This window comes from Pseudomonas ogarae (assembly GCF_014268695.2).
GTDB classification, from domain to species: Bacteria; Pseudomonadota; Gammaproteobacteria; order Pseudomonadales; family Pseudomonadaceae; genus Aquipseudomonas; species Aquipseudomonas kilonensis.
In genome coordinates, this window is record NZ_CP077086.1 from 164,143 (window position 1) to 179,300 (window position 15,158).

The following is a 15,158-nucleotide window of genomic DNA, read 5'->3' on the forward strand; positions in this document are numbered from 1 at the left end:
TATAACAGTGCCATTCAACCAGCCCCGCCTGTCCTCATTGGTCTGAGAGCAATCCATGCGCAATCGTCTGAAGTTTATTTTTGCGGGCCCGCTGTTGCTGTGGGCGCTAGGCGCTGCGGCCCAAAGTCCACTCCTGGCGAATTGCACCCGCAGTGCGAATTTACTGGCGTGCGTGGATAGCCAAGGCAATGCCTATAGCGTCGCGACGGCTGGAAACACCATTTATTTACGAGGTTTTGAAGCGGCCAGTCGTCGTTATTGGGCGCAAACAAACAGCCGTTACGGTCAGCTCACCTTCTTTACTGGCTTGGCATCGGATGGAGAAAGCTGGGTCGGATACAGCAGGCGTGTAGGCTGGACAACGCTCAACCGTTTCTCTAGTTCGGGCGGTAGCACTGGCGCGTTTGTATGCGGGCGCATGAACGGTTGCCAGGATTCATCGCGCTGATGTTTCACGTGGAACGTGCACGTTTGGGGAAATGAAACTCCTTTCATGGAGAAGGTTTCTTTAAATTAGAAGTTATACTATAACATATAATTTTGAACCTTCGATGGACCTTGACCATGAACGCGTTAACCCTGCCCGACATCGCTGCGCAGGCTTCACGTCAAACCCTGCCCCTTGATTGGGTGGGTATGTGTGGCATCGCAACACCGGTATTGATCGACGGCCAGCGTCTCAGTGCAATGGCCGACGCGGGTGTCAGCCTTGATGACGGTGAGGCGCGCGGCATTCACATGTCACGCTTGTACTTGGCGCTGGAGCTACTTGAAGAGACGACGCTTTCACCAGCGTTATTGCGCCGAATCCTCCAGCAATTTCTCGACAGCCACGAAGGCTTGTCCCACGCGGCATCGCTCAGTGTACATACCGATCTGCTGCTCAAGCGTCCGGCACTCATCAGCCCGCTGATGGGTTGGAAACGCTACCCGGTGAGCATCGAAGCCCACTTGAAAAACGCAATGTTCCACGTGGAACTGAGCATTCAGATTCCCTATTCCTCCACCTGCCCTTGTTCGGCCGCACTTGCCCGGCAATTGATCCAACAGCAATTCGTCGACGACTTCGCTAACCAAAAACTTGAGCACGCCGAGATCCTGGCCTGGCTAGGTTCGTCAAACGGCATCGTCGCCACCCCTCATAGCCAACGCAGTACGGCGACCCTGACCCTCCGTCTGAACGCCGATGCCGACGATTTGCCGCTGCAGTCTTTCATCAACGAAGCCGAAGCAACCCTCGGCACCGCTGTGCAGACCGCCGTCAAGCGCGCCGACGAACAGGCCTTCGCCCTAGCCAACGGCCAAAACCTGATGTTCTGCGAAGACGCCGCGCGGAGATTAAGCACGGCCCTGAGGCGGTTACCCGACATCGCTGCCCTGAATGTACGCGTCGTTCACGCCGAAAGCCTGCACGCCCATGACGCCGTGGCGCAAAGCCGCTGGACCCGGGACGCATCATGATCAACTGCCAAGCGCTGCGCTGGGGCGCCCCCGGGCAACCCCTCACGCCGCCGCTCGCGATGCAGCGACCGGCCGGCAGTCTCACCGCCATTATCGGTGCCAACGGCTCGGGCAAAAGCAGCCTGTTGAAAGTGCTCGCGGGGCTGCAAAAACCGCTCTCCGGCAAAGTCACCTTGGATGTTCCACGCCGTGGTGGAGTTTCGTTCATGCCTCAGCAGCAACATCTGGATCGGCAATTCCCCATCAGTTTGCAAGAGTTGGTGGCCGCCGGTTCCTGGGGTAATCGACACACGCCAGCCATGCGCAGGCAGTTGCTCCAGACCGTACTGGCCGACTGGGCTTTGACCGGACTCGAACATCGTCCGTTAATGGCGCTGTCAGGAGGCGAGTTGCAACGTGCCCTGCTCGCTCGCCTGAGCCTGGCCGAAGCGCCACTGCTGTTGCTCGACGAACCCCACGCCGCCCTCGACGAACAGGGCCAGGCGCTGCTGTGGAAACACCTCCATCACTGGCATGCCCTGGGCCGAACCGTCGTGGTGGTGTGCCATGATCTGGCAGCGGTCCGCCAACACATCCCCCATACACTGCTGATCAGCAACACCGGCTGCGTGCTGGGCCGTAGTGTCGACTTGATCGCTCAACAACCCCACACGTGGGTGGCCTGATGCTTGCGGCCACTCATCTCTGGCAACCGTTTCAAGAGTTTGTCTTCATGCGCAGGGCCTTGCTTGGCGGCCTGGTGCTGGCGTGCAGCACGGCGCCGTTGGGCGTGTTCCTGATTCTTCGGCGCATGAGCCTGATTGGTGACGCCGTAGCTCACGGCATTTTGCCTGGCGCCGCCCTCGGTTTCTGGTTTGCCGGGTTGAGCCTGCCGGCCTTGACCATTGGCGGCCTGGGCGCGGGCCTGAGCATGGCCGGGCTCGCCGCCTGGATTACTCGGCGAACCGGTCTAAGGGAAGACGCCAGCCTCGCCGCGATTTATCCCATTTCCCTGGCGGCCGGCGTATTGATACTCGGCATGGCCGGTAAACGCCTGGACTTGCTACACCTGCTATTCGGCTCAGCCTTGGCGGTGGACGGCCCGGCGCTCACCGGCATGCTCTGGGTATCCGGTGCCAGCCTGTTGGCGATGGCATTTATTTACCGACCGTTGCTGCTCGATACCCTGGACCCACTGTTCCTGCAAACCGTCAGTCGTCTTGGCCCGCTGGCCCATGGCGTATTCCTGACCCTGGTGGTGTTGAACCTGGTGATCGGCTTCCAGGCCATCGGTGCGCTGATGGTGGTCGGCCTGATGATGCTGCCAGCCGCCGCGTCACGATTCTGGAGCCGTCGCCTGCCACTGCTGATGCTGATCGCGGCGCTACTCGGTTGCCTCTCGGTGTGGCTTGGTCTGTTGTTGTCCTTCTATTACTCACTGCCCAGCGGGCCGTCCATCGTACTGGTGGCGGGCGCGTTGTACCTGCTGTCGGTGGTATTCGGTCCGGTGCACGGCTTGCTGCGCCGCCCGCCTTTGCTCACATCCCAATGAGGTGTTTCCCGATGCGCGTTCTGCTCGTGCTAATCAGTCTGATGCTGTCCATGTCCCTGTCCGCCGCTGAAAAACTCCAGGTGGTGACCAGCTTCAGCATCCTCGCCGACATGACCCGACAGGTCGGCGGTGAGCATATCCAAATCACCAACATGGTCGGGCCGGACGCCGACGCACACACCTACGAACCCACGCCAGACGACGCCAAGGCATTGCTCAAGGCAAAACTGATCATCAAGAATGGACTGGGCTTCGAGCCATGGTTGGATCGTCTGGTGACCAGCACTGAAACCACTGCCCCGGTGATCAGCGCCAGCCGCGGCGTCATTCCGCGTTCACTGGATGAAGATGGCGAGACCATCCCCGACCCGCACGCCTGGCACAACCTGGCGAACGCCGAGCTGTATGTCAGCAACATCACCAAGGCATTGGAAGCTGCCGACCCGGCCAACAAGGCCGACTACGAACGCAACAGCCAGGCGTACCTGAAGAAAATCTATGCCCTGCTCGCCGAAGCCAAGGCCAAACTCGGTGCGTTGCCACCAGGCAATCGCAAGATCGTAACGTCCCACGATGCATTCGGTTACCTGGGCCAGGCCTATGGCATCGAGTTCATGGCACCCCAGGGTTTATCCACAGAGCGTGAGCCGTCGGCGGCAGAAGTCGCGGCGCTGATTACCCAGATCCGTCAAGCGAAGGTCAAAGCGGTGTTCATGGAAAACATCAAGGACGCGCGCCTGCTCAAGCAGATCGCCGACGAGAGCGGCGCGCAGATCGGCGGTACGCTGTACTCCGATGCACTCGCGGCCAGCGGACCGGCCAGCACCTTCACGGGTCTTTTCGAATACAACCTCAATACGTTGTATGAGGCGCTGAGTCGGCCTTGATCAAGCACTTGTGGCAAAGCACTTGTGGGAGCAAGGCTTGCCCGCGATGAACGATAACGCGCCTGGCGGTTGACCAAGTTGCCCGCATCGCGAGCAAGCTTTGCTCCCACAGGTTCACCAAGAGATTACCTCATACCCGATTCAAGCCCTCGGCTTGACCGTCCCGCAATCCTGCCCCAGCCACACCGCGCGCGTGTCGAGGCTGCCGTTCTGCTGGATGCCGGTGGCATTGAACGTGCCGTTGACCTTGGTGGTGAATTCACGATCGCTCTGGAACGTCGCAACGCCATTACCCTGGGCTTTCGGGCAACTGAAGCGAAACTTCCACTGATTGCCGGTGCGCTCGGTGATCTGCTGCTTGCAACCCGATTGCGGGTCTTGCAGCGGAATGTCATTGGTTTGCACCTGCGCCGGGGTCAGGCAGACGCGAATGCCTTTACCGCCCATGGTGATACCCTGCTTTTCCAGCATCGCCCGTTGCTCCGGGGTCATCTGGGTTTGCAACTGGCCGAGGATCAATTGCAGGTCCGGCAAGTTCTGGTTATCGACCTTCATGTTGCTGGTGGTCAGTTCCCACAAACCCGGCTGGAGCATCTGCGCCTGAGCGGCCATCGGAACCGCTAAGCCAATTGCCAAGGCCACACCCAGCAGACGAACATTCATTGCATAAACTCCAGAGGACAAGTGGCCGTTAGACGCCGTCCACAGGCTTCGGTTCAGGCCCGGGACAAGCGAATTAAATAGCGACATTTGCCATGGAACATGGTCTGTTAAGCATTGAAGCTTCCGGAGCAAGGCTGCCCCATGGATTATTTCGGCCCGCATGTTTTCGGTTACCTGATCGCGCTGCTCCACACCCTGGGTTCCATCGCCGCCGTCCACGCCGTACTAACGGTGCGCACGGCCCAAGGCTCGATTGCCTGGGCCCTGTCGCTGCTGTTCATTCCCTACCTGACGTTGATTCCTTACCTGGTTTTCGGGCGCAGCACCTTTGATGGCTACATCAAGGCTCGCCGACAAGCCAACGAAGAGATGCGCAAGGCGATCTCCGAGCTGAACTGGCGGCCGTGGGTCGAAGAAGCTTTGACCGCCCGCGCGTCCCAGGCCTACGACTCGTTACGGGCCATGCCCAAGCTGGGGCGCACACCGTGCCTGGCGAACAATCAGGTGCGCTTGCTCGTCAATGGGCAGGCCACGTTCGAGGCGATCTTCCAAGCCATCGATAACGCGCGGCAGGCTGTGCTGATTCAATTTTTCATCATCCACGACGACCGCCTCGGCCTACGCCTGCAGGCACTGCTTCTGAAAAAAGCCGCCGAAGGCGTGGCGGTGTATCTGCTTTATGACCGCATTGGCAGCCACTCCCTGCCCCACCGCTACGTCCAGGCGCTGCGCGACGGTGGTGTCCACGTGAAAGCCTTCGCCACCCGCAGCGGCTGGCTCAATCGGTTCCAGGTCAACTTTCGCAACCACCGCAAGATCGTGGCGGTGGATGGCGTTCTAGGTTTCGTCGGCGGGCACAACGTGGGCGATGAATACATGGGCGAAAAGCCGCCTCTGGCGCCGTGGCGCGACACCCATGTCGAAGTCTGCGGCCCGGTGGTAGGGAGTATGCAAGAGTCGTTTGCCGAGGACTGGTTCTGGGCCGCCCGTTCGCTGCCACCACTGATCCTGCCAGACACGTACCCGGACGACGGTGTGCTCTGCCAGCTGCTGACCAGCGGCCCGGCCGATGCCTACGAAACCTGTTCGCTGTTTTTCGTCGAGGCTATCCATGCGGCCAGCGAACGCGTGTGGATCACAACGCCTTACTTCATCCCTGACGAAGCGGTGTTCGCAGCCTTGCGCCTGGCGGTGCTGCGCGGGGTGGATGTGCGCATCCTGCTACCCTCGCGGCCCGACCACAAGATCGTCTATGCCGCGTCCAGCCTGTATGCGTTTGAAGCGGTGCGGGCCGGCGTGCGGATGTTCCGCTATACGCCGGGTTTCCTGCATCAGAAAGTGGTGCTGATCGACCGGGAAATCAGCGCCATCGGCAGTGCGAACCTGGACAACCGTTCGTTCCGCCTGAATTTCGAAGTCATGCTGCTCACAGTGGATATCCCGTTCGCCACCGAGGTCGAGCAGATGCTTGAGCAGGACTTCGCCCAAGCGGTGGAAATCGACAAACAGGAAAGCCGGGAGACCCACCGCCTGCAGAAGATCGGCATGCGGATCGCCCGGCTTATTTCCCCGATTCTCTAAGGGATATAGATGTCGTCGCGGGTCCAGGGCAACTCATGGCTACCGTCGGCGTGGGCCTTCACCGCCAGGATCTGGTGCAGATTGATCCAGCCCTTGGCGAACGCGTAGGCACAGCCGGCCAGGTACAGACGCCAGATCCGCAACGCCTGTTCCGGCACTTCCTTCGCGGCGGCCTCGAGATTGTCCTCCAGGCGTTCACTCCAATGATCGAGCGTGCGCGCGTAATGCAGGCGCAGGCTTTCCACGTCGACGATTTCCAGCCCCGCTTCGCTGATCTCGGCAGAGATCATCGACAAGTGCGGCAGCTCACCGTTGGGGAACACGTACTTCTCAATGAATTCACCGGCGCCGCGACCGACTGGACGACCGTCGGTGTGCTTGGCGGTGATGCCATGGTTCATCACCAACCCGCCCTCACGCACTGCGCCGAATAGCGTCTCGCAGTACTGCTTGAGGTTGGCGTGGCCGACATGCTCGAACATGCCAACGCTGACCACTTTGTCGAAGCGACCGTCCTGAGGCAGGTCGCGGTAATCCAGCAACTGCAACTCGACCTGATCCTCCAGGCCCTCTGCCTTGACCCGTTCCCGAGCCAGTATCAGCTGTGCCTTGCTCAAGGTAATACCGAAGACCTTGGCACCAAATTCCCGCGCGGCGTAACGCGCCAGACCGCCCCACCCGCAACCGACATCCAGCAGATAGTCACCCGGCTGCAATCGCAGCTTGCGACACAAGTGACGGAATTTGGCTTGCTGGGCCTGTTCGAGGGTTTCGCTGCCCGTCTCGAAATAGGCACAGGAATAGGCCATGTCGCTGTCGAGCCACAGCTGATAAAACGCGTTGGACAGATCGTAGTGATAGGAGATCGCCTGGGCGTCGGTTTCCTTGTCGTGGAGCGATCGAACCGGCAGGTTGTCGGCGTCGTCCTCAATCAATGCCTGGCTCCATTCATCGCAGACACGAATGACTTCGTGGATCGATCCTTCGAGTTCCAGCTTGCCTTCGACGAATGCCGCTCCTAGCGCATTCAGGCTGGGATGGGTGAATTGCGCGACCATTTGTGGGTCCTTGACCACGATCGTGACACTGGGGTCGTCACCCAGTGAAAATTCATGGCCATCCCAGAGCCGCAGCCGAAGCGGTAGATGCAGATTCTGTAAGGCCGGTGGAAGTTGCGCGAGCATGAAAAATCCCCCCTTGTTTCAGACGTCTGAAAATGAGGGTAGACCATCATAGAAAAATAGCAGGCTATCGAATTTATAGCCTTTCTCTATCACCGTCCCAAATTCACTCCTTGTGCCGGGTACTGCCAGTATGGGTGCGCCCTCTCCAACAGAGACTGCAAGGGTGACGCACAGTTCGCCAAGGGTTATCCAACGGTTCCCTTCGCTTGGATTTTCAGGAGTGGCTCCTGGAACCGCAGCAATCGCCCTGCATTACCTAACACTAGCAGGGTACTGAGATTGTGCAGCAGCGCAGCGATCATCGCCCCTGCCGCGCCAAGCCAACCGAAGGCGGCAAAGGCGACGATTGCCAGCGTCCAGCCCAGGCCAATGATCACGTTGACCTGCAACGTGCGCCTGCATTGGCGGCTCAATCGTACGCAAGTGCCGAGGCGGCGCAAGTCGCTGCCGATCAGCACGATGTCTGCCGACGCCAGGGCGATATCTGCGCCGCCTGCGCCCATTGCAACGCCGACCACCCCGGCCTTGAGCGCCAGGGAGTCGTTGATGCCATCGCCCACCACCATGGGGCGGAACCCATGGTCGATTTCGGCCATGACCCGCTTGAGTTTGTCTTCCGGCAGGGCCTGGGCTTGCAGATCGCCGATGCCGACATCCCGGGCCAGCGTCGTGGCCACGCTCTGGCGGTCGCCGGTCAACAGCAACTGACGTCCCAGGCCCAGCTCGCGCAGCTCGGCCATGGCAACCCGTGCCTCCGGCTTGACGCTGTCGGCCAGCAACAGCCAGGCGAGGAATTGCCCGTCCAGGGCCAGGCCGGCAATCGGGCCGTCGTGCTCCGGGACCGCTGACGTTTGAATGCCCAGCTGTGCAAACAACTCCGGCCGCCCGAGCGCCGCTTCGCCCCGAACAGTCATCGCGACCACGCCTAAGCCCTGGCGCTCATGGATGTCCGTCAGCGCCAGGCAGTCTTCCTGTTCCACCAGCCCTGCCAACGCACGACTGACCGGATGACTGCTGGCCGAACCGAGGCTGGCAGCCAAAGGCAACAGCAACGATGAGGGAGCATCCTGGGCATGTTCAATGGATTGCAGGCGCAGGACGCCGTAGGTCAGGGTGCCGGTCTTGTCGACAACCAACGACGTCAGGTCCGCCAGTTCTTCCAGGAAGGCCGAGCTGCGGATCAGGATCCCGTGGCGCGCCGCCACCGCGATCCCGGCAATGGCGGTGGCCGGCGCCGACAGCACCAACGCACAAGGACAGGCGGCGACCAATACCGCCAGCATCGCTTGGGCATCGTTGGTCACGAACCAGGTCACCGCCGCCAGCAGCAACACCAGTACCAGATAACTGCCGGCGTAGCGTTCCAGGAGACGAGTGATGGGTGGCTTGGAGCGTTCGGCGTTTTGCATCAGGGCGATGACCTTGCCCAAGGTGGATTCTTCGCCGGTACGGGTCACTTCCAAGCGCAGCAGGCCATCGAGGTTGATCGCGCCACCAAAGACTTCAGTGCCGACCACGGCCTCCAACGGCACCGACTCACCCGTGATAGGCGCGGTGTCGAGGCTGGCCTGGCCGGACAACACCCGACCATCGGCCGGCACCCGATCGCCCGCGCGCACCTCCACGACATCACCGGGCTGGAGCGTCGCGTTGTCGACATCGATGATCGAACCGTCGGCCTGCACCTTGCGACCTTGGCTGCGGGTCAGTTGGCCGAGGGCATGGATCGCTTCCTGGGAGCCAATGACACTGCGCTCTTCCAGCACATGCCCGAAGATCATGATGATCGGCAACAACGCCGCCGTCAGCAGATCGCCAGTGGCCCAGGCACCGAGCATCGCCAGGGCGATAAGTTGGTCGGTAATCCCGTGCAGGCTTGGGTAACGCAAGCTGTACCAGGCCGAACGCATCACCGGCACCGCCACCAACAGCGAGGCGAATCCCAACAGCAGTTGGCTGACACCGCTCTGTTCCGGCGACCAACCGCGCCATACCAAGCCCAATGCGAGCAAACCGAGGGCGAGCATCGCCAAGGTCAGTTGTCGGGCGGCGACGCGTTGTTCCGTCGAGGACAACATCGGTGCAGCACTGATTTGGGCGGTCATTGTCCAGCTCCCTGGATGATCAGGCGGGAATCGTCTTTCGGATCGACCGTGGTCACTGAACCGGCCTGGCGAAGGATGACAGGCATGCGCTCGCGATACAGGCGCAGCAGCATTTGCGGATCGCTGACTTGGGTCTTCGCCAGGCCCAGCACCGTGGCCGTGTCGGCCGAAGCCTTGGCGAGCCGCTCGCTGGCCTGGGCATGGGCGACCTGCACGGCACGGTCGGCGTCTTGGCGAGCGGCCTGGGTGAGTTTTTCCGCTTCAGTCCGGGCGTTAGCCACGGCTTTATCGGCCTGCTGGCTGGCCGTCAGCACCGCGTTGAAGGCACTCACCGCCGGCCCCGGCAAACTCGATTGCACATCGACCCGCACCACTTCGATCCCCAACCCCTGCTCCGTCGCCGCCAGGTCAGCCAGGCGTCGGTTAAGCCCCTGCACCAGATCGCCACGCAAGCGTTCGCGATGCTCGGCCGCCTGGTTGTCGCTGCCCATCAGTTCGGGGCGAGCCACCAGAATGGTGTCCAGATCCCGGGCTGCGGTCAGGGCCACGGCACTGCGGGTCGCCAACCGGTCCAGTGCCGGCAGGACATGTTCACCTTGCAATACGAAGGAATAAGGGTCGGTGACTTTGTAGAACACCCGCACATCCAGTTGCACCACGCCGGCATCACCGGTCAATAAATAACCAGAACCGGCCAACGCATCGCTGACCGGAGTGGCGAAGCTGGCGACACGATCAGCTTGCAAAGCCGCATCCGAGCGCAGCAGATTTTCCACCCGCCGCTCAAGCACCCGATCCGCAGCGGGCAGCAAGACCACTTGTTCCACAGGACGAGGCCACGCCAACAAAAGGCCGGCACTCTGGATTCGGTCCAAGGCGCCAAAGTGCAGCACCACCGCACGATTCTGCGGATCGATCTGCCGCACGTTGGAAAAGACCCAGGCCAACGCCGCCAACACCGTGACGGCGTAAAGTGCCAGAAACGCCAGGCGCCCGGCCTGGATCCACGGACTGGATAACTCATTTGTTCCACGTGGAACCAAACTCATGGTTGTGTTCCACCTTTGCCTTCCACGGAACCAGGACCGTCCACCAGGACACGGAATGGCGCCGCATCGGTGCGCAAAATCAGCTTCGTGCCTGGGCTGACGATGGTGCCCAAGGTGTCCAGCGAACGGAGCAGGTTGTAGAGCTGCGGAGAGCCAGCGTATGCCCGGCCATAAATCTCGGCTGCTTCTACCCGCGACTGCGCTTCGATATCCGCAGCTTTCACCGTGGCATCGGCTTGCAGGACTCGCGCATCACGTTCTGCGGCGGAGCGAATCTGCGCCGCTTCGCGCTTGCCGATGGCGGTGCGTTCGGTGGCGATGGTCTCACGCTCGGCGCGCATGCGATCCACCGTCGCCGTCAGTGTCACCGAGGGCAAGGTCAGGCGCTCAACGCCGACCTGCAACACGCGCACGCCGTAAGTGGTGAGCAACTGTTGATCGATCTGTTGACGCAACTGAGCTTCGAAATCGGCGATGCGTACCTGGCTGGCGTCGGTGTTGACCAGGTTCGCCAGGTCAAAACTGGCGGCCGTGGTTTCCAGCGCCGAGCCGACAAAGGTGCGGATCTGCCGTGCGGCTTCGTCCGGTTGGTTCTGCACCGCGCGCATGAAACGCTGCACGTTTTCCGGGTCACCCTGCACCTGCCAAGCCACGTAGGCCTGGACGATGATCCGCAGCCCATCACGGGTGCCGACATCCTGCAGACCGCTGGAGGTGGTGCGCAACCGCAGGTCCACCGGAATCGCCGCCTCGAACGGTGCCGGCCAGCGCCAACCCAAACCAGGTTGCAGCAGCACCCGCGCCGGATTGCCGAAACGGGTGATGACCGTGGCCTCCCCCGAGCGCACTTGCACCAAGCTTGCGGCCGCGACGGCAAACGCCACCAGCAACGCTGCCCAACCCATCCGCCGCAACGGGAACGGACCGGCTTGCTGCGGATCGCCATGATGGTGGTGATGATGTCCATGGTGATGACCGGCATGGCCGTGATCGTGACCGGCGTGGGCGTGGTGATCGTGTGAAGAGGACTGGCTCAATGGGCAGCTCCTGGCGGGACAGGGTTACGCGGCGACGCGGGGTCTGCCGGCAGCGTGAAGGTGCGCAAGTCGATGGTCGGCGCGTTACCGTTGCCGCCCAGGCGATGGTCGAGAATCAGCAACCGGGCATTAGCGAGGCCCTGGCTCAGTTGGCCCAGGTAATGCTCCAGCACAAAAGCGTGCCCCGCCGTGGAGTAGGCTTTGCGGTCGGCATTGAAGCGCAGGTCGGCGGCCTGGGCGGTCGCATTGATTTCCCGGGCAGTAGCCGTAGCCTGGTCATGGGCGATGCTGGCTTGCAATTGCGCCTGGTTGGTCTGTTCCGCCGCCGCGCCACGCTCTCGGGCGATCAATGCCTGCGCGCCGATCTGCGCCGCCTGCACGCCGTGGTAGGCATTGGCCGCACCGGCCGGCGGATGAATCGCCTCCACGACCGTCGCCAGGACTTCCACACCGCTATCGAGCGATTGCAAATCAGCCTGGACGGCGCGACCGATTTCGTCGGCGAGGCTGACACGGTCAGCACCCAGCAAACCATCCAGCGTGCGCGACGCAAACTCATGTACCAGGACACGACTGGCGGTGCTGCGGATCAGCGTCGGCACATCGGCGCTGTTGTAGGTCGCCGCCAACGCCGCGGCGTCGCTCAGGCCGATGCGATAGACAAAGCGCACGTCCATGTTGACGATCTGGAAGCTCTGCAGGTCGGCACGACGACTGGCAATGACCTGGGACTTGTCGTTCACATGGCTGGCGTCCCACAACCGATTGGCGATTGCCGGCGCCGGTCCCTCTGCCGGTTCAGCCTCGACCACTGCCCGACTCTCCGCGACGCTGGTCGCCAGTTCATGCACAACGCCATTCTCTACGTTGAGCACCCTGCCCCACGGCCAAGGCAACGCGACATGCAAGCCCGGGCCGAACACCTCTACCGGTTTGCCAAAGCGCTCATAGATGCCACGCCCCTGCAGCGGCACTTCGTGCACGCCCGTCAACAACCAACCCACCAGCGACACCAGCGCCAACACCGGTAAAAAGGCGCGGCGCATGTAGCTGAAGGCCCAGATCTGCCGCAAGTCGATGCCAAAACGGTTGTGCAATTCATGTTGCAAGGCCAGCAACGGTTGCGGCGGCCAGCGCAGCAGATCGGCGATGACACTGCGGCCCAGCAGTGTCGGTTCCAGGGCGTCCCGGCGCGGGATGAATAACGACAACACGGCCCGCAGCAACAACTCGGCCGCCACCACGCCCGGCAACAGCCCCATCAGCACGGCCAGGCGCATCGGCCAGATGGACGTTTCTGCGGCGAACAACAAGCACAAAGCGCCGAGCACCAGCACGATGATTGCCACCCGCGTCAGTTGCGCCAGCGACGGCGCTTCCGGCCATTCCACGGGAGATTGCTGGGCTAATTGCCGCTCGAACACCAATAGCCCGAACGCCAACAACAACGACAGCACCGCTCCCACACTGGCCGAGACACCGAGGGTGGCAGCCGGCAGTTGCAAGTTCCAGGCTTGCTCCAGGCCCAGCAATACCAGCACTGACCACCCGGCCAGCCACAACGCAGGCGCACCGATTTGCTTCAGCAGGCCGACCCCGCGAGCGCCAAGTCGCTCCAGCAACCGCTCATACCAACCCAGGTTATCAACAGGCTCGTTTTGCGCCGGCAGGTTATCCACAGCCGGCAGCAGCGCCCTGCTACGCCATTGCGTGACCCACCAGGCCGATTGCAAACCCGCCACCAGCACCAACAGTCCCGCACCTTGGCTGACCAGCAGCGCCGGCCAAAGCGATTGCGGCGAAAACACCCCGATAAAAAACGCCAGCACCAGGCCCAAGCCCGCCACGCTTCCCAGGGCGAAGGCGATCTGCTTCAACCGTCGCCCTTGAAACGACGCGCGCTGAAAACGCGACCATTCGGCCACCTGTGCCCCTTCGATATCAAGATCGACTTGCATACCACCCCAGCACTCGTGGCGATCAAAATCCGGGGCCGTGGACAGGCGCCACCGACGCTCCGTTATATGCCGTTACCTTATAACGATTACTGTGAAATTTCCGTTTTGAATTCTTCATGACAAGGCCCACGCTGGCCGCTTGACTTAAGCCTTGACCGAAATCTCTGGAAACGCTCATATTACGAGCATAATTTTTTATCAGGCCAAGCGGAGAACAGCAATGAGCAACTACGACGTGATCATTCTGGGCGGTGGGCCCGGCGGGTATAACGCGGCGATTCGGGCCGGGCAGCTGGGGTTGAAGGCCGCCTGTGTCGAGGGTCGAGCCACCCTGGGCGGCACTTGCCTGAACGTCGGCTGCATGCCCTCCAAGGCGTTGCTGCATGCCTCGGAGCTGTACGAAGCGGCCACGGGAGCGGAGTTCGTCAACCTGGGCATTGAAGTCAGCCCCACCCTCAACCTTACGCAAATGATGAAGCAGAAGGACGAAAGCGTGGCCGGCCTGACCAAGGGCATCGAGTTTCTGTTTCGCAAGAACAAGGTCGACTGGATCAAAGGTTGGGGCCACATCGACGGGCCGGGCAAGGTGACCGTTACCGGCGACGATGGCGCCAAGACCGAACTCAGCGCCAAGGACATCGTCATCGCCACCGGCTCGGAACCCATGCCCCTGCCAGGTGTGACCATCGATAACCAACGCATCCTCGACTCCACCGGCGCCTTGTCCCTGAGTGAGGTGCCCCGGCATCTGGTGGTGATCGGCGCTGGCGTCATCGGCCTTGAACTGGGTTCGGTCTGGCGGCGCCTGGGTGCCCAGGTGACCGTGGTGGAATACCTCGATCGCATTTGCCCGGGCGTGGACGGCGAGGCCGGCAAGACCCTGCAGCGCGCATTGGGTAAACAAGGCATCCAGTTCAAGCTGAGTTCCAAGGTCACGGGTGCCGTTCCCTCGGCCAGCGGCGTGCAACTGCAGATCGAACCGGCGGCGGGCGGCGAAGCACAGACCCTGGACGCCGATTACGTGCTGGTCGCCATCGGGCGTCGGCCTTACACGCAAGGGCTGGGATTGGAGAACGTCGGGCTGAGCACCGACAAACGCGGCATGCTCGCCAACCAGCATCACCGCACCGAAGCACCTGGCGTCTGGGTCATCGGTGATGTGACGTCCGGACCGATGCTGGCCCACAAGGCCGAAGACGAAGCCATGGTCTGCATCGAACAGATCGCCGGCAAGGCCGCCGAGGTCAACTATGCGCTGATTCCCAGCGTCATCTACACCCGTCCGGAACTGGCCAGCGTCGGCAAGACCGAGGAACAACTCAAGGCCGAAGGCCGTGCCTACAAAGTCGGCAAGTTCCCCTTCACCGCCAACAGCCGGGCCAAAATCAACCACGAGACCGAAGGGTTCGCCAAGGTCCTGGCCGATGAAGGTACCGATGAAATCCTTGGCGTGCACCTGGTGGGCCCGAGCGTCAGTGAGATGATCGGTGAATACTGCGTGGCCATGGAGTTCAGCGCCTCGGCCGAGGACATCGCCCTGACCTGCCACCCACACCCTACTCGCTCGGAGGCGTTGCGCCAGGCGGCCATGAATGTGGAGGGGATGGCAACGCAGATGTAGGGGCACGCCTCATTGGCGATACCCCCCTGTGGGAGCGAGCTTGCTCGCGATGGCGGCATTGCAGACGCGACAAAGGCGTAT

The 15,158-nt window shown here is 61.7% G+C and carries 13 protein-coding genes; 7 read left to right on the top strand and 6 right to left on the bottom strand.

Annotation, left to right across the window (positions count from 1 at the left end):
• Window positions 1-55 precede the first annotated feature (55 nt).
• From HU749_RS00660 to HU749_RS00680, 5 genes are all read left to right on the top strand, one after another.
• Window positions 56-448 carry a glutamine synthetase gene (locus tag HU749_RS00660; RefSeq protein ID WP_079302115.1) on the top strand — a complete coding sequence of 131 codons (393 nt, stop codon included), beginning with the start codon at window positions 56-58 and terminating at the stop codon, window positions 446-448.
• A gap of 116 nt (window positions 449-564) precedes the next feature.
• Window positions 565-1,461: a GTP cyclohydrolase FolE2 gene (folE2, locus tag HU749_RS00665; protein ID WP_186649459.1), complete on the top strand. Its 897-nt coding sequence runs from the start codon at window positions 565-567 to the stop codon at window positions 1,459-1,461.
• Window positions 1,458-2,126, top strand: a complete 669-nt coding sequence (locus HU749_RS00670) for a metal ABC transporter ATP-binding protein (protein WP_186649461.1) — start codon at window positions 1,458-1,460, stop codon at window positions 2,124-2,126. The genes folE2 and HU749_RS00670 overlap by 4 nt, the downstream gene beginning before the upstream one ends.
• Window positions 2,126-2,992 carry a metal ABC transporter permease gene (locus HU749_RS00675; RefSeq protein ID WP_186649463.1) on the top strand — a complete coding sequence of 289 codons (867 nt, stop codon included), beginning with the start codon at window positions 2,126-2,128 and terminating at the stop codon, window positions 2,990-2,992. The genes HU749_RS00670 and HU749_RS00675 overlap by 1 nt, the downstream gene beginning before the upstream one ends.
• Window positions 2,993-3,003: 11 nt before the next feature.
• Entirely contained in the window at window positions 3,004-3,879 is an 876-nt protein-coding gene (locus HU749_RS00680) for a metal ABC transporter substrate-binding protein (RefSeq protein ID WP_186649465.1), read from the top strand.
• A 141-nt stretch (window positions 3,880-4,020) separates the two neighbouring features.
• On the opposite strand, the gene HU749_RS00685 is transcribed toward HU749_RS00680, so the two are convergent.
• A complete protein-coding gene (locus HU749_RS00685) occupies window positions 4,021-4,542 on the bottom strand; it encodes a DUF3617 domain-containing protein (protein ID WP_046063338.1) in 522 nt (173 codons plus the stop codon).
• A 141-nt stretch (window positions 4,543-4,683) separates the two neighbouring features.
• Here HU749_RS00685 and cls point away from each other — a divergent pair, with 141 nt between their 5' ends.
• Complete coding sequence (gene cls / locus HU749_RS00690; protein WP_186649467.1) at window positions 4,684-6,123, top strand: cardiolipin synthase; 1,440 nt, start codon at window positions 4,684-4,686, stop codon at window positions 6,121-6,123.
• Here cls and cfaB read toward each other — a convergent pair.
• The 5 genes from cfaB to hflK (HU749_RS00715) form a co-directional block, all read right to left on the bottom strand.
• Window positions 6,120-7,307: a C17 cyclopropane fatty acid synthase CfaB gene (gene cfaB, locus HU749_RS00695; RefSeq protein ID WP_095962158.1), complete on the bottom strand. Its 1,188-nt coding sequence runs from the start codon at window positions 7,305-7,307 to the stop codon at window positions 6,120-6,122. The two genes, cls and cfaB, sit on opposite strands and share 4 nt — an antisense overlap.
• Window positions 7,308-7,492: 185 nt before the next feature.
• Entirely contained in the window at window positions 7,493-9,412 is a 1,920-nt protein-coding gene (locus HU749_RS00700) for a heavy metal translocating P-type ATPase (RefSeq protein ID WP_095962159.1), read from the bottom strand.
• Window positions 9,409-10,461 (bottom strand): protease modulator HflK, encoded by a 1,053-nt coding sequence (gene hflK, locus HU749_RS00705; protein WP_186649469.1) that lies wholly within the window; start codon window positions 10,459-10,461, stop codon window positions 9,409-9,411. Before hflK (HU749_RS00705) ends, HU749_RS00700 begins: the two co-directional genes overlap by 4 nt.
• Entirely contained in the window at window positions 10,458-11,498 is a 1,041-nt protein-coding gene (hflC, locus tag HU749_RS00710; protein WP_095962161.1) for a protease modulator HflC, read from the bottom strand. The genes hflK (HU749_RS00705) and hflC overlap by 4 nt, the downstream gene beginning before the upstream one ends.
• Window positions 11,495-13,456, bottom strand: coding sequence for a protease modulator HflK (gene hflK / locus HU749_RS00715; protein ID WP_095962162.1), 1,962 nt, complete (start codon window positions 13,454-13,456; stop codon window positions 11,495-11,497). The genes hflC and hflK (HU749_RS00715) overlap by 4 nt, the downstream gene beginning before the upstream one ends.
• Before the next feature lie 220 nt (window positions 13,457-13,676).
• On the opposite strand from hflK (HU749_RS00715), the gene lpdA reads away from it, so the two are divergent.
• Window positions 13,677-15,077, top strand: a complete 1,401-nt coding sequence (lpdA, locus tag HU749_RS00720) for a dihydrolipoyl dehydrogenase (RefSeq protein ID WP_186649471.1) — start codon at window positions 13,677-13,679, stop codon at window positions 15,075-15,077.
• Window positions 15,078-15,158: the final 81 nt, after the last annotated feature.